This window comes from Microbacterium sp. M (assembly GCF_045181065.1).
Taxonomy (GTDB): Bacteria; Actinomycetota; Actinomycetes; order Actinomycetales; family Microbacteriaceae; genus Microbacterium.
Genome location: NZ_CP173721.1, coordinates 2,079,010 through 2,098,614, shown reverse-complemented (window position 1 = coordinate 2,098,614; position 19,605 = coordinate 2,079,010). Strand labels below are relative to the sequence as shown.

Annotated in this window: 18 protein-coding genes; 11 read left to right on the top strand and 7 right to left on the bottom strand. The window is 63.4% G+C overall.

Features of this window, described 5'->3' with window-relative positions:
- Window positions 1-215 precede the first annotated feature (215 nt).
- Window positions 216-4,232 carry a hypothetical protein gene (locus ACI7YT_RS10155; RefSeq protein WP_406245416.1) on the top strand — a complete coding sequence of 1,339 codons (4,017 nt, stop codon included), beginning with the start codon at window positions 216-218 and terminating at the stop codon, window positions 4,230-4,232.
- 188 nt (window positions 4,233-4,420) lie between these two features.
- Complete coding sequence (locus tag ACI7YT_RS10150) at window positions 4,421-6,742, top strand: sensor histidine kinase (RefSeq protein ID WP_406245415.1); 2,322 nt, start codon at window positions 4,421-4,423, stop codon at window positions 6,740-6,742.
- Window positions 6,743-7,351: 609 nt separating this feature from the next.
- Here ACI7YT_RS10150 and ACI7YT_RS10145 read toward each other — a convergent pair.
- The 3 genes from ACI7YT_RS10145 to ACI7YT_RS10135 are packed head-to-tail and all read right to left on the bottom strand — an operon-like array spanning window position 7,352 to window position 9,523.
- Window positions 7,352-8,068, bottom strand: a complete 717-nt coding sequence (locus tag ACI7YT_RS10145; RefSeq protein ID WP_406245414.1) for a hypothetical protein — start codon at window positions 8,066-8,068, stop codon at window positions 7,352-7,354.
- 7 nt (window positions 8,069-8,075) lie between these two features.
- Window positions 8,076-8,870 carry an ABC transporter permease gene (locus tag ACI7YT_RS10140; protein ID WP_406245413.1) on the bottom strand — a complete coding sequence of 265 codons (795 nt, stop codon included), beginning with the start codon at window positions 8,868-8,870 and terminating at the stop codon, window positions 8,076-8,078.
- On the bottom strand, window positions 8,867-9,523 hold the full coding sequence (locus ACI7YT_RS10135; protein ID WP_406245412.1) for an ABC transporter ATP-binding protein: 657 nt from the start codon (window positions 9,521-9,523) through the stop codon (window positions 8,867-8,869). Before ACI7YT_RS10135 ends, ACI7YT_RS10140 begins: the two co-directional genes overlap by 4 nt.
- Window positions 9,524-9,701: 178 nt before the next feature.
- Between ACI7YT_RS10135 and ACI7YT_RS10130 the strand changes: the two genes are divergently transcribed.
- From ACI7YT_RS10130 to ACI7YT_RS10120, 3 genes are all read left to right on the top strand, one after another.
- Complete coding sequence (locus tag ACI7YT_RS10130) at window positions 9,702-10,556, top strand: sensor histidine kinase (RefSeq protein WP_406245411.1); 855 nt, start codon at window positions 9,702-9,704, stop codon at window positions 10,554-10,556.
- Window positions 10,553-11,227, top strand: coding sequence for a response regulator (locus tag ACI7YT_RS10125; protein ID WP_406245410.1), 675 nt, complete (start codon window positions 10,553-10,555; stop codon window positions 11,225-11,227). The genes ACI7YT_RS10130 and ACI7YT_RS10125 overlap by 4 nt, the downstream gene beginning before the upstream one ends.
- 104 nt (window positions 11,228-11,331) lie before the next feature.
- Entirely contained in the window at window positions 11,332-11,487 is a 156-nt protein-coding gene (locus ACI7YT_RS10120; protein WP_406250563.1) for a histone-like nucleoid-structuring protein Lsr2, read from the top strand.
- A 91-nt stretch (window positions 11,488-11,578) separates the two neighbouring features.
- Here ACI7YT_RS10120 and ACI7YT_RS10115 read toward each other — a convergent pair whose 3' ends face one another.
- The 4 genes from ACI7YT_RS10115 to ACI7YT_RS10100 all read right to left on the bottom strand — a co-directional run bounded on the left by ACI7YT_RS10115 (window position 11,579) and on the right by ACI7YT_RS10100 (window position 14,076).
- A complete protein-coding gene (locus ACI7YT_RS10115; RefSeq protein WP_406245409.1) occupies window positions 11,579-12,268 on the bottom strand; it encodes an aspartate/glutamate racemase family protein in 690 nt (229 codons plus the stop codon).
- Between the two features lie 34 nt (window positions 12,269-12,302).
- Window positions 12,303-13,221 (bottom strand): IS5 family transposase gene (locus ACI7YT_RS10110; protein ID WP_406245408.1). Its coding sequence is split into 2 segments (ribosomal slippage): window positions 12,303-12,845 and window positions 12,847-13,221, totalling 918 coding nucleotides; the frame shifts between segments, so codons are not numbered across the junction.
- 56 nt (window positions 13,222-13,277) lie between these two features.
- The gene (locus ACI7YT_RS10105) at window positions 13,278-13,487 is read right to left on the bottom strand and encodes a hypothetical protein (RefSeq protein WP_406245407.1); all 210 of its coding nucleotides are present in this window, start codon (window positions 13,485-13,487) and stop codon (window positions 13,278-13,280) included.
- A gap of 58 nt (window positions 13,488-13,545) precedes the next feature.
- A complete protein-coding gene (locus ACI7YT_RS10100; RefSeq protein WP_406245406.1) occupies window positions 13,546-14,076 on the bottom strand; it encodes a hypothetical protein in 531 nt (176 codons plus the stop codon).
- Window positions 14,077-14,561: 485 nt separating this feature from the next.
- On the opposite strand from ACI7YT_RS10100, the gene ACI7YT_RS10095 reads away from it, so the two are divergent.
- The 6 genes from ACI7YT_RS10095 (at window position 14,562) to ACI7YT_RS10070 (ending at window position 18,637) form a co-directional block, all read left to right on the top strand.
- Window positions 14,562-14,732, top strand: a complete 171-nt coding sequence (locus ACI7YT_RS10095; RefSeq protein ID WP_406245405.1) for a hypothetical protein — start codon at window positions 14,562-14,564, stop codon at window positions 14,730-14,732.
- A 207-nt stretch (window positions 14,733-14,939) separates the two neighbouring features.
- Entirely contained in the window at window positions 14,940-15,311 is a 372-nt protein-coding gene (locus tag ACI7YT_RS10090) for a hypothetical protein (RefSeq protein WP_406245404.1), read from the top strand.
- 23 nt (window positions 15,312-15,334) lie between these two features.
- Window positions 15,335-15,823, top strand: coding sequence for a hypothetical protein (locus ACI7YT_RS10085; RefSeq protein ID WP_406245403.1), 489 nt, complete (start codon window positions 15,335-15,337; stop codon window positions 15,821-15,823).
- A complete protein-coding gene (locus ACI7YT_RS10080) occupies window positions 15,820-16,905 on the top strand; it encodes a peptidoglycan-binding protein (protein WP_406245402.1) in 1,086 nt (361 codons plus the stop codon). The genes ACI7YT_RS10085 and ACI7YT_RS10080 overlap by 4 nt, the downstream gene beginning before the upstream one ends.
- 5 nt (window positions 16,906-16,910) lie before the next feature.
- On the top strand, window positions 16,911-17,546 hold the full coding sequence (locus tag ACI7YT_RS10075) for an ABC transporter ATP-binding protein (RefSeq protein ID WP_406245400.1): 636 nt from the start codon (window positions 16,911-16,913) through the stop codon (window positions 17,544-17,546).
- Between the two features lie 77 nt (window positions 17,547-17,623).
- On the top strand, window positions 17,624-18,637 hold the full coding sequence (locus ACI7YT_RS10070; protein ID WP_406245399.1) for an ABC transporter permease: 1,014 nt from the start codon (window positions 17,624-17,626) through the stop codon (window positions 18,635-18,637).
- Window positions 18,638-19,605 lie beyond the last annotated feature (968 nt).

The following is a 19,605-nucleotide window of genomic DNA, read 5'->3' as shown; positions in this document are numbered from 1 at the left end:
GCGTGACACCCTCGCCGTCGAGGTTGGTGGTGTTGCGCGTCGCCGGCGGTTCAGCGCTATGCGTCTGGAGTGCCCTGCGTTGTCATGCCGTGATATGCGCGCATCCCTCGTATCGATCGATGTCGCGAGGCTCGGAGAGCCTCGCGGTCAGGGAGAGGAATCACGTGCAAGACAAGAATAGATGGAGCCTTCGCGGCCCAGATCACTCCGAGGGGGTGACGACCGCTCGGAGCCGGCGCGTATTCGGCAGCCGGGGGAAGAAGTCTCTCGCTGCTGCGATCGTCGCTTCGCTGATGACGTTCGGTGCCGCAGGGGCGGCGAACGCCGTGGAGTCGTCGACTCCACCGGCCCCGAACCCGGCGATGCCCGCGCAGTGCGAACTGGACCTGGCACTGAGCCTGGATCTGTCCAACTCCGTGGACGACACGCAGCTGCAGCAGATGCGCGACGGCGTGGCCGAGCTCGCCCAGACGCTGAGTGCCTACCCCGTGCGTGTGTCGCTGCACAACTTCGCGTCCAATGCACCGGCCACCGGCGCTGCGAGCAACGCGCCGCTGTCGCTGACGGCTCTCGATGACGCGGGCGTCGCATCGGTCTCCAACTGGGTGCAGGGCATCCAGCGTCCCGCGTCCGCACAGGGTGGGACGAACTGGGACCGCGCGTTCACCGCTGTAGACGCTGCCGGTGAGTCCTATGACGCGCTGCTGTTCGTCACGGATGGCAACCCGACCCAGTACGGCAGTCCGGCCGCAGGCCCGGGCAACTCAACGAACACCGCCACGATCACGGCAGCGGTGAACTCCGCGAACGCTCTGAAGGCCTCGGGTACGCGCGTGGTGGGTGTCGGCCTGACCGACAACATTACGAACATGGACGAGTTCCGTGAGCACATGTCGCAGATCTCCGGTCCGACCGAGGGTAGCGACTACTTGTCGACCAACTTCGAGGGCCTTGCCGATGTGTTGCTCGCACTTGTCGAGGAGAACTGCGCGGTCGCCGCTGCACCTGCGATCGAGCTCGTAAAGACCGCGAACCTCGCGGACGGGGCGACCGGTGCGATCGGCGACACCGTCGAATACGAGTTCACCGCGACGAACACCGGCGACCAGACGCTTACGGACGTCGTCATCGACGACCCGAAGCCGGGTCTGTCCGGTCTGGACTATTCCTGGCCGGGCGAGCCCGGTGTGTTGGAGCCGGGACAGTCGGTGACGGCGACGGCGACCTATCAGGTCACCGAGTCCGACCGCGATAACCGGATCATCCAGAACTCGGCAACCGTGTCCGGCAACCCGCCGACCGGTCCTCCGGTCACGGACGACGACACCGCCGACGTGACGCTCCCGGATGACCCAGCGATCGCTCTGGTCAAGACCGGCGCTCTCGCTGACGGCGACACCGGCGCGGCCGGGGACACCATCGAATACACCTTCACCGTCACCAACACCGGCAACGTCACACTCGCCGACGTTTCGGTCGCCGACGAGCTCGACGGCTTGTCGGGGCTCACCTATGGCCAGTGGCCGGGCGAGCCGGGGACGCTGGCTCCGGGGGAGCAGGTCACTGCAACGGCAACGTACGTCGTGACGCAGAGCGACGTGAACACCGGACGGGTGGACAACACCGCCACGGCGACGGGAATCCCGCCTGCGGGCGAGGATGTTTCGGACACGGACGATGAGACCGTTCCTCTTCCGCAGGACGCCCGCATCGAGGTCGTCAAGACCGGTGCCCTCGAAGACGGCGCGACCGGACGTGCCGGTGATGTCGTCGAGTACGAGTTCACCATCACGAACACGGGAGCGGTGACGCTTACCGACGTCGCTCTCGCCGACGAGCTCGAGGGCCTGTCGGAGATCACCTACGGCACCTGGCCCGGTGCCGCAGGCACGCTGCAGCCGGGCGAGTCTGTCACGGCGACGGCGACGTACGCGCTGACCCAGGCGGACGTGAACGCCGGCGGCGTCGAGAACACGGTCACGGTGACGGGCAACCCGCCCAACGGCGACCCGGTTACGGACGAGGACGAGGTCACCGTTCCGGTCGATTCGGCTCCGGCCATCGAGCTGGTCAAGACCGGCGTACTCGACGGCACTGGAATCGCGGGCGACGTCGTGAACTATGCGTTCACGGTCACCAACCGCGGTGGCGTCACACTGACTGACGTCACTGTGGCTGATGAGCTGGCTGGTCTCTCGGAGATCACATTTGGTCAGTGGCCTGGCGAGACTGGCGTCCTGGAGCCGGGTGAGTCTGTCACCGCGACGGCGACCTACGTCCTGACACAGGCTGACGTGAACGCCGGCGGCGTCGACAACACGGCGACGACCACCGGAAATCCGCCCGCGGGTGACCCGGTTCAGGATGAGGACGATGTCACCGTGCCCGTCGACTCCGCTTCTTCGATCGACCTGGTGAAGACTGGGACGCTCGAGGACGGCGCGACGGGTCGCGTGGGCGACGTGGTGACCTACACGTTCACCGCGACCAACACCGGCACCGTCACCCTCAACGACGTGTCGATCACGGATGAGCTCGAAGGTCTCTCGGACATCGCCTACGGCGCATGGCCGGGTGCCGCGGGCACTCTGCAGCCCGGGGAGCAGGTCACCGCTACGGCGACATACACCCTGACACAGGCGGACGTGAACACCGGCCAGGTCGAGAACACCGCAACCACGACGGGCAACCCGCCTTCGGGTGACCCTGTCACGGACGAGGACGTCGAGATCATCTCGGTCGATCCCGCACCCGCGATCGAACTGGTCAAGACCGGCGGTCTCGAGGAAAGCGCAACCGTCGTGCCAGGCGACCTCATCGAGTACACCTTCACGGCAACTAACACGGGCAACGTGACGCTCACCGACGTGTCGATCAGCGATGAGCTGGCAGGCCTGTCAGAGATCGTCTACACGTGGCCGGGCGAGGCAGGCGTGCTCGCTCCGGGGGAGCAGGTCGCCGCGACGGCGACCTATGCGCTCACGCAGGCAGACATCGACGCGGGCACGGTGCACAACGCCGCGACCGTGACCGGAAACCCGCCCATGGGAGACCCGGTAGACGACGGGGACGAGCACGATGTGCCGCTCCCGCAACTGCCGGTGATCGACCTGGTCAAGACCGGGACGCTTGACGGCGAAGGCGTGGCTGGCGACATCGTGATCTACCAGTTCACGGTCGCTAACACCGGCAACGTCACCCTCACCGGTGTCACGATCGACGACATGCTGGAAGGCTTGTCCGACATCGCGTTCGGCACGTGGCCGGCTGATCCGGGTGTTCTCGCACCGGGGGAGCAGGTTACGGCGACGGCGACCTACGTCCTGACGCAGGCTGATGTCGACGCCGGTGGCGTGGATAACACCGCGACGGTGACGGGCAACCCGCCCTCGGGAGACCCTGTCACCGACGAGGATGACGTGACCGTCCCTGTTGCACCCGGTCCGGCGATCGATCTGCGCAAGACCAGCAGCCTCGACAAGGGTGCTGGTTCGGTTGCGGGCGATCAGGTGACGTACTCCTTCACGGCAACGAACACGGGCAATGTGACGCTCACGGGTGTGTCGATCAGCGATGAGCTGGAAGGCCTCTCGGAGATCGTCTACACGTGGCCGGGCGATGCCGGAGTGCTTACACCGGGGGAGTCCGTGACCGCGACGGCGAGCTACACGCTGACGCAGGCGGACGTCGATGCAGGGAGCGTGGACAACCACGCGCTCGTGACCGGCAACCCGCCCACGGGTGACCCCGTTCAGGACGATGACGAGGTGACGACGCCGCTGCCGCAGCACGCCGCCATCGACATCGTCAAAACCGGGAAGCTCGACGGAGACACGATCAGCTACACGTTCGTGGTCACCAACACCGGCACCGTCACCCTCACCGGTGTCGAGATCACCGACAAGCTCCAGGGCCTGTCGAAGATCACGTACGGTCCGTGGCCGAGCGCGGCCGGAGTTCTTGCTCCGGGCGAGTCCGTCACCGCGTCCGCGAACTACACCGTCACGGGTGCAGATCGTGATCGCGGGCACGTGGACAACCACGCCTCGGTAACGGGTGACCCGCCGAGCGGTGACCCTGTCCAGGCAGGGGATGATGAGCGGATCACGGTCGGTTCGCTCGCCGTCACCGGTGCCGAGTTGGCCTGGGGCATCCCGGTCCTCGCGCTGCTGCTGGTCGCGGGAGGTGGCATCCTGCTGCTCACTCGCCGCCGTCGCACGACGGTGAGCTGACAGACCGGGATTCGGCACAGCGCCCCCTCCTTCCCGCTCGTGCCGAATCCCGTCCGTGCACCTGGCCCGCTCTCCTGAGCGGGTCAGGTGTCCGTGACGGCGACCCGATTCGCCGTCACAATGGCCCGCTCGGGGATCCCCTCACCGAGCGGGCCACCTACCGTTAGCCACCCTGAGAGGATCGCCTCATGACAGTAGTCACCGAACGATCGGGCGACCCGCTCGCGCAGCCTCGTGCGCCGCGCGTGGGCCGCCACAGCGATCACGAGAACTGGATCGGCTCGAGCCTGGCCCGTGCGATGCGCCGCGCCCAACTCATCGGCCTCGTCCTCGTACAGATGATCTTGCTGGTTGCAGCTTTCGCTTCCGCCATCGCCGTGCCGCAGACCACAGCTCTGCTCGTCGCCGCTGCCGTCGCGGCCGCAGCCCTCGTTGTCCTGGCGTGGCGGGAGCACACATGGATCCTGATCTTCACGTACTACCTGGCCCTGGGGTTCTACTACGTCGTCGCGGTGAATCCGAACGATCCGCTCCTCGGGGCTCTGATCCCCTTGACCGCGTGGACGGTCATCCTCCCGATCATGCTCTGGCCAGGCATCTGGCCGGTCATCACGTCCGGGCTTCTGACAGTTATTTACGCAGGCCTGATCGTTCTTGCCCATCCGGGATGGGATCGATCCGTGCTGACCGCATCGCTGGTCACAAATGCCATCCTGGTCGTCAACGCTGCGGTCTTCATCGCCTTCCTGCGTCGTATCGCCGGATCCCTCGACCGGCAAAAGAAGGCCGTTATCGACGAAGAAGCGCGTGCTGTGCGTCAACAGGCATCGAAGGAAGCCACCGCGGAGTACGTCAGGGTGCTCCACGACACCATCGTGAACACCTTCGGAGCGCTGGCACGCGAGCAGCCTCACGGAACCAGCCCCGAGGACGCGCAGGAGCGGTGCCGACGGGATCTGGAACGCATCCGCACCTTCCAGTGCAACACAACCACTGGACAGCGCACCAGGCTCAGCCTGACGGACCTCGATCACATCGGCCTTCCCGTGCACTGGACGGGGCTGTCAGGAGATGATCTCCGGCGCTTCCAGGCGCTACTCCCCGTAGCGGTGCTCGACGGGTTCTACGGGTGCGCATCCGAAGCGGTCCTCAACGCCACGAAACACTCCGGTTCCGACCACGTCGTCGTCGACATCCAGTACGTCAACGATGAGCTGCGGGTGGCGATCTCCGACGATGGCCGTGGGTTCGACCGGACTACCGTAGACGAGCGTGGAATCGCCGAATCGATCGTCGCGCGAGGCGAGGCCAACGGCATCAGCGTTGCACTCGAATCGGCGATCGGAGAAGGGACAACCGTCCGGCTCACCTACCCGCTGAGTACCCCGACCGACGCCGCAGACCCGAGCACCACCACTCAACCGTTGGGCCGTTTCGCTCGAAAGATGTCGATCGCTTGGGCGCTTCACGCGATCGCCATCGGCGTCTCACTCGAAGCCTTCAGTCCACGCAGCGACAGCCTTCTCGCTTACCTGCTCCTCGCCGCTCTTCTCTTTTTCGCCGGTGCCAGCTGGATTACGACCCGAAACGACGGTTCGTCTCCCCGCTGGCTGATTGCACTGATGTTCACTGCTGTTCCCGCAGTCAATTGGTGCGCGCTTGCGTCCGTCGGCTACGGAAACGATGCCCCCTACCTGTTCCAGGCGGTAGCATTGACCGTCCTGCCGGTCTTGATTCACGCATCCAGCCGAACCTTCACCCCCTTCTTCTTCGCCGTCGGGATACAGGGCGCGAGCATGTTTGTCATCGGGACGAGCGTCATCGGTGCCGACCCGAGTCGCTACCTGGAAGTGGTTCTGCTCGAAGCTCCCACAGCTGCGCTATTGACGATGTGGTTCGTCCTCCTGCGCAAGTTCCGCTCCATCGAGGTGGAGATGGCCGAATCGCAAGTGAGCCTGGAACGGGCGATGCGAGACGCTGCCGCTCACGAGTCCGCAGCCGAGGTGCAGATGCAATGGAGCGCATCCGGCCTGCGGGGTTCGATCGAGTTGCTGCAGGACATCGCCGACGGGGTGATCTCACCTAACGACCCGGAGGCTCGCCGGCGCTGCGGAGAAGAGGAGGCCTTCCTCCGTCAGGTCGGTGTTCTTTCGCAGTCTTCGACGCTCATGAGCCAATGGTTCGCCCTCGCTCTCGCCGAGGCGCGGGCACGGCAGATCCAGCTCGAGTTACAGGCCGAACGCACCCAGATCGACGACGCCGACGATGCAGATGCGCTCGGTCATCTCATGCTCGACTGCATCGCGGCCAGCCCCGAGAAGAGCACTCTGAACGTCACGCTCGTGCAACGTCCAGGGGGAATGCGAATGCTCATCGTAGGAAGCCTCGATAGCGAAGTCGCGGCACTTACACGGGACGATCAAGACCGGCTGCGCATCACAATCGAGACGCTCCCAAACCAAGTATTCGTAGAGGCACATCTGCAAGCGGCTGGCGAGCGCACGAGGTGAACGCGGGCAAGCCCGACGAGTTCGATACGGTCCTTCATGCCAGTTCCTCGCCGAGCAGGTCGGCGCACACCGAGCGACCGCTGCGCTGTGCAGTCACCAACACAGTGCACCGGTCGTCCAGCCAAGTCACCGGACGCCTCTGATCAGCGTGATCGTGATGGGTACACGAGGGGATTCCCTTTCCCCTCACTGGTTCCTGGTAATGGCTCTTATCAGGGCATGGATACGGGCGGGTGTCGCGTGACGAGATGAGGTCCATGGCGCACGCGAGCCGCCGGCGCGAAGCGGGCACAGGTGACTATTGATCGGTTTGCGAATGCGTACGCCGGCGCGCTGCTCCCAGTCGAGGAGATGGGCGAGGCCTCCCTTGAAGTGGACTGGGCGGTGAGATGGATCAGCCAGAGCTCGCTGGAGGGAGTCCGTCGAGATAGTGCCGCCTCGACGCACGCCCGTTCTCGCTGGGAGTGTCTGCTCGGCCGAAATGGCATCCCGAAGGTTCACCGGACCGCCCGCACAAGTTGAGTTCTTTCTTCGTGCCGATGCCGTGGGAGCTGAACTCGTGCACGTTTTGCCGTAGACGGGGCAGCGTGTTGGTCTGCGAGTGTGAGCTCATGCGTCGCGTCGCGTGAATGCTGTGATTGCTGCGATGCTTACGACGGTGATCCATGTGAGGAGGATGAGCGTGCCGGTTCCTGCGTCGAGCACCTCATCTGTGTCGGTGAGGTAGAGCAGACTGCCGGCTTTGTCGGGGAGCCAGCGTGTGTGCTCTGTGAGGCCGCTGGTGAGGGGCGAGACGATGAGGACGAGGCTGAGCATCGTTACCAGGGGTGGGATGAGTGTGCGCAGCAGCACGGTCAAGGCGAACGCGAGCGATCCGATGAGGGCGAGGTAGACGGCTGCGCCGACCGTCGGCCATAGACTCGCTTCGCCCGCGGTGGCGAGGTGGCGAACGGACAGGGTGATCGTGGCCGCGAGCCAGCTTGCGCCGACTGCAACACTGCTTGTGACCACTGCGGTTGCGAGGAAGGCGAGGCTTTTTCCGGCAAGGGAGGTCAGCCTGCGGGGTGTTGCGGTGAGTGTGGTGCGGATCTGGCCACCCTGATATTCGGTGGCGACCGAGAGCACGCCGAGCAGGATGACGCCGATCTGAACGAACGGGATGGTCGCGCGGGTCACCTGCACGGCACTGATCGCAACGGTGGAGGATGCGGCGATCGCTGCGGAGAGTGTGATCGCGGTGCCGATCGTTGCGAACACGGTTGCCGTGATGACGGGGAGTGTGCGGAGTTTGATCAGCTCGGCGGAGATGACGTGTGGGAGTGTCATCGGATGCCTACGCGTCCCTGCGTCGGAACACAATGCCCGCGACGATGAGAAGGGCGAGGGCCCACCCGGCCATGACGATGGCTCCGGGGGTCGGGTCGAGGCCTCCGGGGACGACGGAGTCTGCGGGAAAACCGAAGAGGTTACGGCCGGCCATGTCGGGAAGCCAATGGGCGGCCGGGGTGAGGTTGGTCAGCAGCAGTGAGACCGACACGACAGAGCTGTTGGCGATGAGGATGATGAGCGGGATGATCCCGCTGCGGGCGAGCACAGTGATCGCGAACGCGATCAGGCCCATGAGAATCCAGTAGAGCGCGCCTCCTGCCCAACGGCGAACCGCGTGGGCGAGGGAAACGATCTCTGTCGCGGCGTCACCGATGATCACGTTCGCGACGAGGACACTGAGCGGCACCGTGACGAGCGCTATCGTCGCGACGAGCACCATCACCGATAGTGCTTTGGCGGTCAGTAGTCGAAGTCGTCCGGGGATGGCCGTGAGGGTGGTGGTGATCTGTCTGCCACCGCCGGCGTCGGTGCGGACGGCGGTGTATTCGCTGCTCATCGCGATGACGCCGATCACGACCGCGCCGACCGTTCCGAGGGGCATCATCGCGAATGCGGTCTCGAACGGTGAGGCGTCCGCGACGCGTTCCGGGTGCCCGGATGTGACGGCGCTTCGGACAGTGACCGCGTTCAGGACCGTGAGTGCCACCGACCCGAGAACGGCCACCGCCATTCCGGCCCGTGCTCCGGGGAGGGCTGCGGTTTTGCGCAGTTCCGTGAGGGTTATGCGCAGGAGGTTCATCGGGACTGTCCTGCCGTGTCGCCGGTCAGTCCGAAAAAGGCGTCTTCCAATGTTGCGTATCCGCTGGTCACATCCGCGACCGTGCCGGTCTTGACGATTCGGCCGTCGGCGATCACGACGAGGTCATCGGCGATCTCGGCGACCTCGCTCATGAGGTGGCTGGAGAGCAAGACCGTACCGCCGGCATCCGCGTGGCCACGAAGCAACCCGCGTATCCAGCGGATGCCCTCCGGATCCAGACCGTTCACGGGCTCGTCCAGCACCAGCGCCCCGGGTTCCCCGAGCAGCGCGGCGGCGAGGCCGAGGCGTTGGCCCATGCCGAGGGAGAACTTGCCGACTCGAGTGCGGGAGGCGCTTTCGAGACCGACCTGCTCGAGCACAGCCTTCACCCGGAGCGTGGAGATGCCGTTGCTGCACGCGACCCAGGCCAGGTGATCGCGGGCAGTGCGGGAAGGGTGCGCTCCCGAGCCGTCGAGCATCGACCCGACCGTGCGCAGCGGGTCGCTCAACGTCCGATACGGTCGCCCGTCGACGAGCGCCGCGCCTGCGATAGGACGATCCAAGCCGAGCAACACCCGCAGCGTCGAAGACTTGCCCGCCCCGTTCGGCCCCAGGAACCCCGTCACCCGACCGGGGAGCGCTCGGAACGTCACGTCGGAGAGTACGGTTCGTGAGCCGTGTTGTTTGGTGAGACCGTCGATTGTCAGCATTCCTTCATGTCAGCAGGTTCTCTCCGCATCGTCATCGGACCTGAGCAGGGTCGCGCTCGGCCTCAGGTCTCTCAGACCCAGGTCCGATGTCCGCGTGAGGGCCCGAATCTAGAATTGCGGGATGGACATCGACCGGCCCCTGTGGCGCTCCCGCGCTTGGCTCACCGCCACGGTGCTTCTTGTCGTCGTCGCCGGGCTTCTCTCGTTCGTGGGGGTTGATCGCCCGGCATCGGCGTGGGCGGCTGTCGCGGTCGCCGCCGCGGTGGCGATGTCGGTCGTCGGGTGGGCGTTTGATCGCACTCGTCGTCAGCGCCGACGCTACGAGGAGGAGCTCGCGTCGTGGGCAGGGGAGCGGGCGAGGCAGACCGAACGGCTGCGCATCGCATCCGACCTGCACGATCTGGTCTCGCACGGACTTGGCATCATCACGGTACGCGCAGCCGTCGCCCGCACAGTCACCGGTCCGGACGGTGTCGCTGAGCGTGCGGATGCGCTCACCGACATCGAACGGGTAAGCCGTGAGACCACGACCGAGCTGCGCCGCATGCTCACCGTCCTCCGCGACCCCGACGCCGCGCCGCTCCGGCCCGCCGATACGCTCGATGACCTTCCCGCGATCGTGCAAGACGCGAACATCGCCGGCCTGACCGCCACACTCGGCGTCGAGGAGCTCACCGACGTTTCGCCGGGGGCACAGCTCACCGTCTGTGCCGTGGTCCGCGAGGCTCTGCACAACACGATCCGGCACGCCGGCCCGACCAGCGCTCGCGTCAGCGTGCGCCGCGACGGGGCGACTGTGCTCGTCGAGGTGCAGGATTCCGGGCAGCGCAACTCGTGGCAGCCGCAGGCGGGAGCCGGGCACGGTCTTGACGGACTACGCGAACGTGTCACCGCCCTCGGCGGCACGCTCGACGCCGAACCTGACGGCGACGGATTTCACGTCACCGCTCGAATTCCCGACCTGGCGCAAATATGACGGCCGAGATCGCTCGGCCTCGCGTTCGCATACTGATCGCCGATGACCAACCCCTGCTGCGACACAGCCTCGCCATCCTCATCAACGGCACAACCGACCTCACCGTCGCGGCAGAGGCCGGCACGGGGGAGGACGTCTCCCGCCTCGCCCGCGAGCTCGTCCCGGATGTGGTCCTGATGGACATCCGGATGCCAGGCGGCGATGGAATCGAAGCGACCCGCACCATCATCGGCGACCCAGCTCTGTCTAGTTGTCGTGTGCTGGTGCTGAGTATGTTCGAGTTTGACGAGTATGTCTACGGTGCGCTGCGCGCTGGGGCGAGCGGGTTCCTCCTCAAGGATGCTCAACCCGATCAGCTCCTCGACGCGATCCGCCGCACCCACAGCGGAGAGTCGCTGTTCGCGCCAGCGATCCTGACCAGACTCATCGAGCACTACACCAGCCGTCCGCCCTCGCCCGAACGACGACTGGACCAGCTGACCGAACGCGAGACCGAAGTGCTCATGCTCGTGGCACGCGGGCTCTCGAACGACGAGATCGCCTCCACACTGACCATCTCGATCAAGACGGTCAAGACCCACATCGGCAACCTCCTCGCCAAGCTCCACGCCCGCGACCGAACCCATCTCGTCATCACCGCTTACGAGACCGGACTCATCGCTCCCGCCTGACCACCAACCCTCTGTAAGGGGTCGTCGGTGAGAGAGGCGCTATGAGTTTCGGTCGAGTTGTGCTTCGTAACGCGGAGGTACTGCGTGAGGCGCTCAAGCCCTAGATCTCCGCTGGCCAGCGCAGCGTCGGTCAGCGGACAGCGAAGCCTCGTGGTCGTTCAAAGCAGGGCACGACGGAGTCCGGCAGTATCCGAGAGTGGGCGGCAGCTCAGGGGTTGGACGTCTTCGCGCGAGGGCGCGTACCGAAATGCCGTGCTTGAGGCATACCGAGCTAGGGCGTGTCTCCCATTAGGCGGACTTGTGTCGTGAAGACTGCGCCACGGAGCTCACGTTGGGGTTGCGGGAATGCTGTCAGAGGCCTGCAGCTTTCAGAGCAGCCGCGACGTGTAGCGCGGTCGTCGGGAACACCGGTACTGGTGCGTCCTGCTGCGTGATGAGGAGCTCGATTTCGGTGCATCCGAGGATGATTCCTTCGGCTCCGGCAGCGACCAGGTTCGCGATGACGTCGCGGTACCTCTGTCGTGACTCTTCGGTGACGATGCCCTGCACCAATTCGTCGTAGATGATGCTGTGCACCGTCGCTCGATCCTCAGCGTCCGGGATTACGGCGGTGATGCCGTGTAATGCGAGGCGTTCACGGTAGAAGGCTTGTTCCATCGTGAAGGCGGTCCCGAGCAGGCCGACCGTTCGCAGATCTGCTGCGCTGATCGCTTCTGCCGTCGTGTCTGCGATGTGCAGGAACGGAACGCGGATCGCGTCGGTGATCCGGTCGGCGACCAGGTGCATCGTGTTCGTGCACAGGACGACGAGCCCTACTCCGGCGGCTTCAAGACCCTTCGCATGGGCGGCGAGGACCGCGCCCGCTGCTTCCCAGTCACCGGAGGCTTGCAGCGCTTCGATCTCGGCGAAGTCGAGCGAGTCCAACAGGACGGGGGCGGAGTGGAAGCCGCCAAGCTCTTGCCGGACCTTTTCGTTGGCGAGCCGATACCAGTCCAACGACGACTCCCAGCTCATGCCGCCGAGCACGCCGATCATCTGCATGCGTACATGCTATCGACGGAGCCCAGTGCGTGGATCACGTCAGTCGGATCCAGGTGAGGATGGCGCAGAGTGTGGCCGCGGCGCGGTAGGTGATGGCCAGCTTGTCGTACCTGGTCGCGATGCCGCGCCATTGCTTCGCCAGCGCGAAGAACCGCTCGATCACGTTGCGACCGCGGTAAGCATCGGTGTCCAAGCCTGGCGGTCGTCCGCCTCGACTGCCACGCCGTTTGCGAGCCGCGGCCTGGTCACGTTTGTCAGGGATCACCGCCTTGATGCCCCGGCGGCGCAGTTCGGAGCGGATCACACCGGTGGCGTAGGCGCGATCGGCGATCACGGCATCCGGTCTCGTGCGCGGGCGGCCCGAGACGAGGCGGGCGACGCGTATCTCCGCGAGCACTTCGGTGAGCATCGCGCCGTCGTTGCGCTGTCCGCCGGTGACGACCATCGCCAGCGGGCGGCCCCGCCCGTCGACGGCCTGGTGAATCTTCGTCGTCAACCCGCCGCGCGAGCGCCCGATACCGTGGCCGGGCAGCTCAATCTCGTGCCAGGGCAGATTCTTGTGATTCGATCCCGCCCCCTGTGTCCTGCTCGGGACGGGTCGTGTTCGTCGCGTGCTGGTGCACACGCGCGATCGTGGCATCCACGGACACGGCCCAGTCGATCTTCCCCGCCGCGTCCGCCTCGACGAGGATCTGCGAGAACACCCGGTCCCAGGTCCCGTCGCCGGCATAGCGGCGATGACGCTTCCAGACCGTCTGCAACGGACCGAACTCCTCCCGTGGCAGATCGCGCCACGGGATCCCGGTGCGGAACCGATAGGCGATGCCTTCGACGACGCGACGGCTATCACCGAACGGGTGACCGCGCCGCCCACCGTTCGACGGCAACAACGGCTCGATCCGCTCCCACTGCTCGTCCGTGAACACCCGATACCGCGAACCCGTCGACCTCACACACTCAGACTGCCGCGAGCCCCACCACTGATAGGGAGACACGCCCTAGCCTGTGCTCAGCCCAGGCTGAGCTTCGGCGTCTTCCGAGAAGGATCGTTTTCGACCTTCTGGGCTGCGATTACGAACTTGTCTGCAAGCTCGAGGAACTGGCGATCGCTCTCGTTGTGGACCTCGACAGTCTGGTCGCCTCGAGATTTCAGAGTCACGGTGAATTTCTTCGAGCGGAGGGAGCGGCCACGCGGCTTCTGAGCGTCTGCGAATGCCATGATTCCTCCTGATTCCAGTCATACACGGATTCTGCTTCTTCCAGTCTACGCGGCTCCGTCAAGGCCGTCTCCAGCGCCACCCTCTGCGACCTGCCTGTGTCGCAGTGTCGCTCTCCAGCTTCGTTGCTTGCTGGTTGATGATGTCCGTCACAAGGGCATTGACCGTGTCCTTCAGCAACGCAGCGTCTGCCTGGGTCGCGGTGGGATCGGCGATGATGTGCCCGAGCAACGACATCCCGGTGTTGCGCTTGAGGGGATCGTCCGAGCTCATCAGGAGATCCAGCGTGTACTGCGTTCGTCTCCACCACTCGGCTCTGTTGTCGGAGAGTCGACGATGGCTGTGGGAGCGCCAGGCGATCAGGCCGGCGATCGCTGCCACGACGGCTGTGCTGTAGGGCGCGAATGGCTTCAGCAGGCGAAAGAAGTCCTGCAGCACCGGTGGCACCGCAGCGATCCAGCCCGCGGTGAAACCCCAGATGAGGAAGACACCTAGAACGAGAATGCTGACACCGACAATCGCCGTTGTACGCCAGCGGAGCCCACTCGACAGCGAAGAACCAGCCTTGTCGAGGACGCCCGGGTCGGTCATGGCTACAGCCTAGCTCTGGGCCTGGATGAGACAATCCCGGGATGACCACCGCGCTGCCCGACCTCCGGACTGACTGGTGCGCGGTCACCGGGCGTTCGGCAAAGGTGTGCTCGACGAGGTGGTGCATCTCCTCATCCTCGGTCTGTTCCGCCAACATCCTTACTGGCCGTATTGAGTAATGCGGCGATGACGATCGCACCACTGTCTCGCCAACATGTACCGCCTCGACCCACCGGAGGTCATGATCGAACCATTTGGGGAGGCAACCATCCAGCTTGACCGAGTCGGCGCGCTTTGTCTGTAGGCCGAATGGGGGACAATTGCGGAAGTGTGTCCCCCGTTTGGGGGACTGGATTCAATCGATTCGTGAGATCGCCGATCGATGCCTTGGCTCCAGTGGGAAGTTGCGCTAGCCTGACGAAACGAAGCCACGTCGAGGCTGATGAATAAACCAGGAACAAAGCGTTCTGGAGTGAGGGGTTCTGATGGAGTTCGACTACGGCATCCTGTTTTCCCTTTTGTTGAGTTGGTTGCTGGTTGCCATTGTGGCTGGTGTCATCATCTACCTCATTGTTCGCCTGGCTGTCTCTCAGGGTCTGCGTGCACACGAAAAGCGCCTTAGTGCGGTGCCATCGCAACCGCGCGACCAAACCTAATTGAGTGGAAATAGGCTGGTCACGCAGTGATGCCTGGCCATGCTTTTCCGCGTATATTCAAGGTGTCAATAATGGTTTCAAATGGGTCAAAACTTCCTGTTGACACTTTCCGATTGTTGTGTCACGGTAACGGCATCAGCGCCTCACAAGCGGTGATGCTCCAGAGGTAAAGATGCCTCTAAGCAATTCGGTTCGAAGGAGAACATGGTGACAAAAGAAAGAAATCGGCGCGCCAGGATCGTGAAGATGGCGATTGCGGCACTCGCTGCGGCGTTCCTGGTTGGCGGTACGGTGACCCCGGCGAATGCCGCCTACAGCGTTGGCCTGTCGGGACTCAATTGTGGATCGGGATCATTCCCGCTCCCCGAGATTCACGTCAAGTCGAACGCCTACGGGTCCGTGAATCACTTCACCGACGATTCCGTTCACGGCACGATGAACGTCTTCGCTGGTTCGTCCGCGTCGTATTTCGTGGCAGACACGCACCACTGGCTCCGACGGAACATGACGTACGGATACGTCAAATCCTCGAGCAACTACACCGCCTCGATCAAGAGCGCAACGAGGTACTGCATCTGATGCGATCCGGAAGCCCATTTCGGGTGCTTGCTGCTGCGACCGCGTTTCTTGCGGTCGCAGCAGTAACCGCGTGCGCAGCACCGCAGGCCGCGCCCGATGAGTCACAGACTGAGTACGCGACGCCCGTCGATCTCATGAACGCTCGTGTTGACTGCCTTGAAGACAAGGGGTGGACGGTTGAAGTTGACGCTGAATCGGTGCAGTTCTCCGTCAACACCGTCAGCGACGAAGAGCAACTCAAACTGGAGCAGGACGACCTCGACTGCTATGAGGAGCTCGGATACGACCCGAATCGAACGTTAACGGCAGACGAATTCGATGAACTATATGACCAGTATCGCGACGCAGCGGAGTGCCTCCGCGGCGAGGGCTTCGAGATCTCCGACGCTCCCTCGAGGCAAGTGTTCGCCGAAACCTACTACTCCGACGCGTGGCTGCCTTGGGATCAGGTCGATGAGGCGTCGTTCAATGAAGCCCTCGATGCTTGCCCGATGCCTCCTCCAGTCCTATGAGTGAGGTCGAAACCGGGACCCGTCCGAGCCACAGATTCTTGTGGGTCACGCTCGGACTACTGGCCTCGGTGGCGATCTTCGCCGGAGGGTGGGCGGCGCAAGCCGTTTTCACGCCTCCGGAGAACGTTGTTGACGAGAATGATCTGGCGACTGTCCAAGTGAGGGAAGGTTCCATCGCTTCATACCTGGACATTGCGGTCGCAGCGTCCTGGACGGAATCGGGCACAGCAGTGAACCGTCGGTCTGGGACCGTGACTTCCCTCGACTTTGTCCCTGGTGAAGAGGTGCAACAGGGACAGACCGTCTACACAGTTGATCTGACACCGATCAGCGTCGCCGAAGGCCGCGTACCCATGTACCGCCCCATCGGTCCAGGTTCGAAAGGTGAAGACGTCGCCCAGCTCCAGCGTCTGCTATCGCGACTCGGCTTCTTCAGCGGATCCGACGATGGAATGTTCGGCCCTGGCACTGAGTCGGCCATTAAAAAGTGGCAGAAGGCCGCAGGCGAGCCCTCGACTGGCGTCGTCGACCTTGGGCGAGTTATTTTCGTCGATTCTCTTCCCACGCGGCTAGCTGTGCTTGATGAATTTCAGGTTGGTGACGTTGTAGCCGGCGGCGAGGCAGCGTTTGCGATATTGGCTCCGACGGCGCAATTCGTCGGAACGGTCACTGAGAGCCAGGCGCGCAAGATCGAAGCCGGACAGGTCGTCGAGATTACGTCGCCCACTGGAACGATATGGAGCGGGAAAGCTGATCTGATCTCGACCGACGCGGAGACCGGAAGCTACCGGCTCTCGATCTTGCCGCTCACCGGAGAGGCGATCTGCGGTGGAGAGTGTGCGAACGTTCCCGCCGACGACGTCGGAGCAAGCTTGCGTGGTCGTGTCGTTCTCCAAGAAGAGCTAAGCGGCGTCATTGTACCGACAGCAGCCTTGATCTCGCGCGGCGATGGCACGGCTGCCGTTATCAGGGCCGACGGCGACCAGATTCAAGTCACGGTGGTTGCAAGCGCCGACGGCCAGAGCTTGGTAGAGGGCGTAGAACCTGGGACGGATGTTCAGGCTCCCGTAGGTGAGGGTTAGGCCCCATGTCGCTGGAGGTGGAGAGCCTGACATTTGGCTATCGCAATGGCCCACGAATCCTCGACAACTGGACCGGTCGGTTCGAGGAGGGCGAAATGGTGTCTCTGACCGGGGCTAGTGGTCGGGGTAAGTCCACGCTGCTATACATCCTCGGGCTGATGGTGAATCCAATCAGCGGTCGAGTGCTCGTCGATGGACTTGATGCGTATGCGGTCAGCGATGCGGACCGAGCCGACTTGCGAGCTGCACGGTTTGGATTCGTGTTCCAAGATGCGGCGTTGGACACGAGCCGCAGCGTCCTCGACAACGTCGTCGAGGCTGCGCTCTACCGCGGATGTAGCCGCAAAACTGCAGTCAAGAGCGCCGAAGTTCTCCTTCGCAAGTTCGAGGTCAACGTGCAATACAACAGGCGTCCCGGACAGGTATCCGGGGGACAGGCGCAGCGCATTGCGCTCTGTCGTGCGCTCCTGGGTGACCCCCAATTTATCTTGGCAGATGAGCCAACCGGGAACCTCGATCGAGAAACTTCGCAGCTGGTGCTTCAGGCGCTACGGCAGAGGGCGCGGGGCGGTGCAACGGTACTGATAGCAACTCACGATCCGGACGTAGTAATCGAGTGCGATCGGCAGGTCCGGCTCTGATGAAAGGTCGAGAGCTGGCTCGAGAGATTCTCGTCTCCTCTATGACGAGGCTGGCTGTCTCTCTGACGTGCGTTCTCATGGTTGCCGGGATGTGCGTTGCCGTGCTGATGACGACAGGCAGGACGATTGGTGCCGAACAAGCTGTTTTGAATTCAATCGATAATGCGGGCAGCCGTGCGATTCTCGTCCGCGCTCAGCCCGGCGCTGGACTTACTACAGACGTCCTGGATCGATTGTCGACTGTCAATGGGCTCGAATGGGTTGGCGGTTTTGGCGCGGCTCAAGACTATGCCAACGCGGCCTTCCCAGAAGGCCCTGTGGTACCAGTGCGGAAACTTTATTCGTTGCAAGTCGAGAATATCGGAATCCCCGCCGCCTCAATTCCGAACTCTGGTGCTTTCGCGTCGGAGAGGGCCTTAATTACAGCGCAAGTCGACGGGTCTCTGGCCTATTTTGTCAACGAAGCCGGCGAGCAGCTACCGGTCATTAATGCCATTAGCGTGCCCGACTATTTAGAATTTCTGGAACCCGCAGTTTTCGTCCCCGGAGATCTCGAGCCTGCAAGTCGTATCGGTTTGCTCGTAGCAGTGGTTTCCCATCCACGATATATTGAACCTGTGAGCGTCCTTGTCAAACAGCTGCTTGGCAATGTTGATGCCGACCAAATAACAGTTGAGACAAGCGTTGAGTTTGCGAATTTGCGAAGCATCGTCGGTAGCCAACTCGGTTGGTCTGGACGAACCCTAGTTTTTATTCTGCTCGGCATAACTGCATTTCTGGCCGCAACTGTGCAATACGGAAGCGTCCTTATGAAACGCCGCGACTATGGTAGGCGGCGGGCTCTGGGCGCAACTCGGATGCTTGTGGCGAGCATCGTCATCGGACAAGCCTTACTGCAGAGCATCGTAGGATCGATCATTGGCTGTGCCGTATCGTTCGCCGTGATCACGATCATCGGAGATCCGCAGCCCCCGTGGACCTTTTACCTTGGCGTTGGGATTCTAGCGATCTTAACGGGACTGATCGCTGCAATAATCCCATCTGCGGTTGCATCTCGCCGGGATCCGCTCAAAGAACTTCGTGTCCCCTAAAAATGATGCCGGGAGCCGTCCTGTGCCCAGAATTCTCGACGTGCGTCTGCGGGGATCAGTAGTGAGACTCGCTGTCCCAGCTCAGGTCGGATTCCGACTCTGGCGTATTCATCTTTGAGGCAGGGTATCGAAGTTGTCTCGTAGACAACTCCTTTACGAGACACCATCCGGCTCCAGCGAAATCTGAGCGTTCCGGGGCTCGAGAGTGTCTCATTCTGATGAGTTTATGGGACCGGACTTTCTGAGACAGGTCATCGTGGCACTGTGGTTGTATGCGTAATGATGTCTTCTCTGAGTTCTACGCGGTGGTCCTCGAACACTCAGGTCGCGGGCCGTTGCGTTGGTTGCCGAGACACGAAGGGCAGGTGCAGCGCGACGGCGACCGTTGGGCGGACGAGCCAATTGTCGGCGATGAGCTGGGCGAGCATCAGCGGGCTGCGGTCCTCGAGGCCATTGACGGATCTGTATGACGTCTCTGTCGATGTCGGCGGCGTGTTCGTGACGATGAAGAACAGCGGACAGCTCGCCAAGCAGGTTCGCTCTACCGTGTCCGGGCGGCCCCAAGGCCTGTGCCAACATGTAAGCAGCAGCAGCAGTTCTGATCGTGGATCGCCGATCATCTTGCCCATCCGGCACCAGGTGGTGGACCCTGCATGCGTGCAGCACTCGTCGATAGCGCGCCCGGACCGACTCCGCCGGGTCGGGGACGGTGAGTTGCCCTTGTTCTTGGAGCTGCTTGATGAGGTCGTTCGCCTCCGAGAGTGTCTTTGACGCGCCCTCGCTGAGATCGAGGTTGGGGCGCTTCTCGCGACTTGCGCGGCGGCCGGCGGTGACGGTGGACGGGGGAGTGGCGCTGGGCGGATAGTTGCCATGCTCTAGGTAATATGTGCCCGCGTCGGTGACCATGGCGGTCCAAGTTCTGCCGTGGCCTGTGACAGTCGCGAGGCCTCGAGACTTGAGCGCTGCGG

Excerpts from the sequence above, each read along its gene's own strand:
- ACI7YT_RS10150 (WP_406245415.1), top strand. The coding sequence starts at position 4,421 with ATGACAGTAGTCACCGAACGATCGGGCGACCCGCTCGCGCAGCCTCGT.
- ACI7YT_RS10145 (WP_406245414.1), bottom strand. The coding sequence starts at position 8,068 with ATGACACTCCCACACGTCATCTCCGCCGAGCTGATCAAACTCCGCACA.
- ACI7YT_RS10140 (WP_406245413.1), bottom strand. The coding sequence starts at position 8,870 with ATGAACCTCCTGCGCATAACCCTCACGGAACTGCGCAAAACCGCAGCC.
- ACI7YT_RS10130 (WP_406245411.1), top strand. The coding sequence starts at position 9,702 with ATGGACATCGACCGGCCCCTGTGGCGCTCCCGCGCTTGGCTCACCGCC.
- ACI7YT_RS10125 (WP_406245410.1), top strand. The coding sequence starts at position 10,553 with ATGACGGCCGAGATCGCTCGGCCTCGCGTTCGCATACTGATCGCCGAT.
- ACI7YT_RS10115 (WP_406245409.1), bottom strand. The coding sequence starts at position 12,268 with ATGCAGATGATCGGCGTGCTCGGCGGCATGAGCTGGGAGTCGTCGTTG.
- ACI7YT_RS10105 (WP_406245407.1), bottom strand. The coding sequence starts at position 13,487 with ATGGCATTCGCAGACGCTCAGAAGCCGCGTGGCCGCTCCCTCCGCTCG.
- ACI7YT_RS10100 (WP_406245406.1), bottom strand. The coding sequence starts at position 14,076 with ATGACCGACCCGGGCGTCCTCGACAAGGCTGGTTCTTCGCTGTCGAGT.
- ACI7YT_RS10095 (WP_406245405.1), top strand. The coding sequence starts at position 14,562 with ATGGAGTTCGACTACGGCATCCTGTTTTCCCTTTTGTTGAGTTGGTTG.
- ACI7YT_RS10080 (WP_406245402.1), top strand. The coding sequence starts at position 15,820 with ATGAGTGAGGTCGAAACCGGGACCCGTCCGAGCCACAGATTCTTGTGG.
- ACI7YT_RS10075 (WP_406245400.1), top strand. The coding sequence starts at position 16,911 with ATGTCGCTGGAGGTGGAGAGCCTGACATTTGGCTATCGCAATGGCCCA.
- ACI7YT_RS10070 (WP_406245399.1), top strand. The coding sequence starts at position 17,624 with ATGGTTGCCGGGATGTGCGTTGCCGTGCTGATGACGACAGGCAGGACG.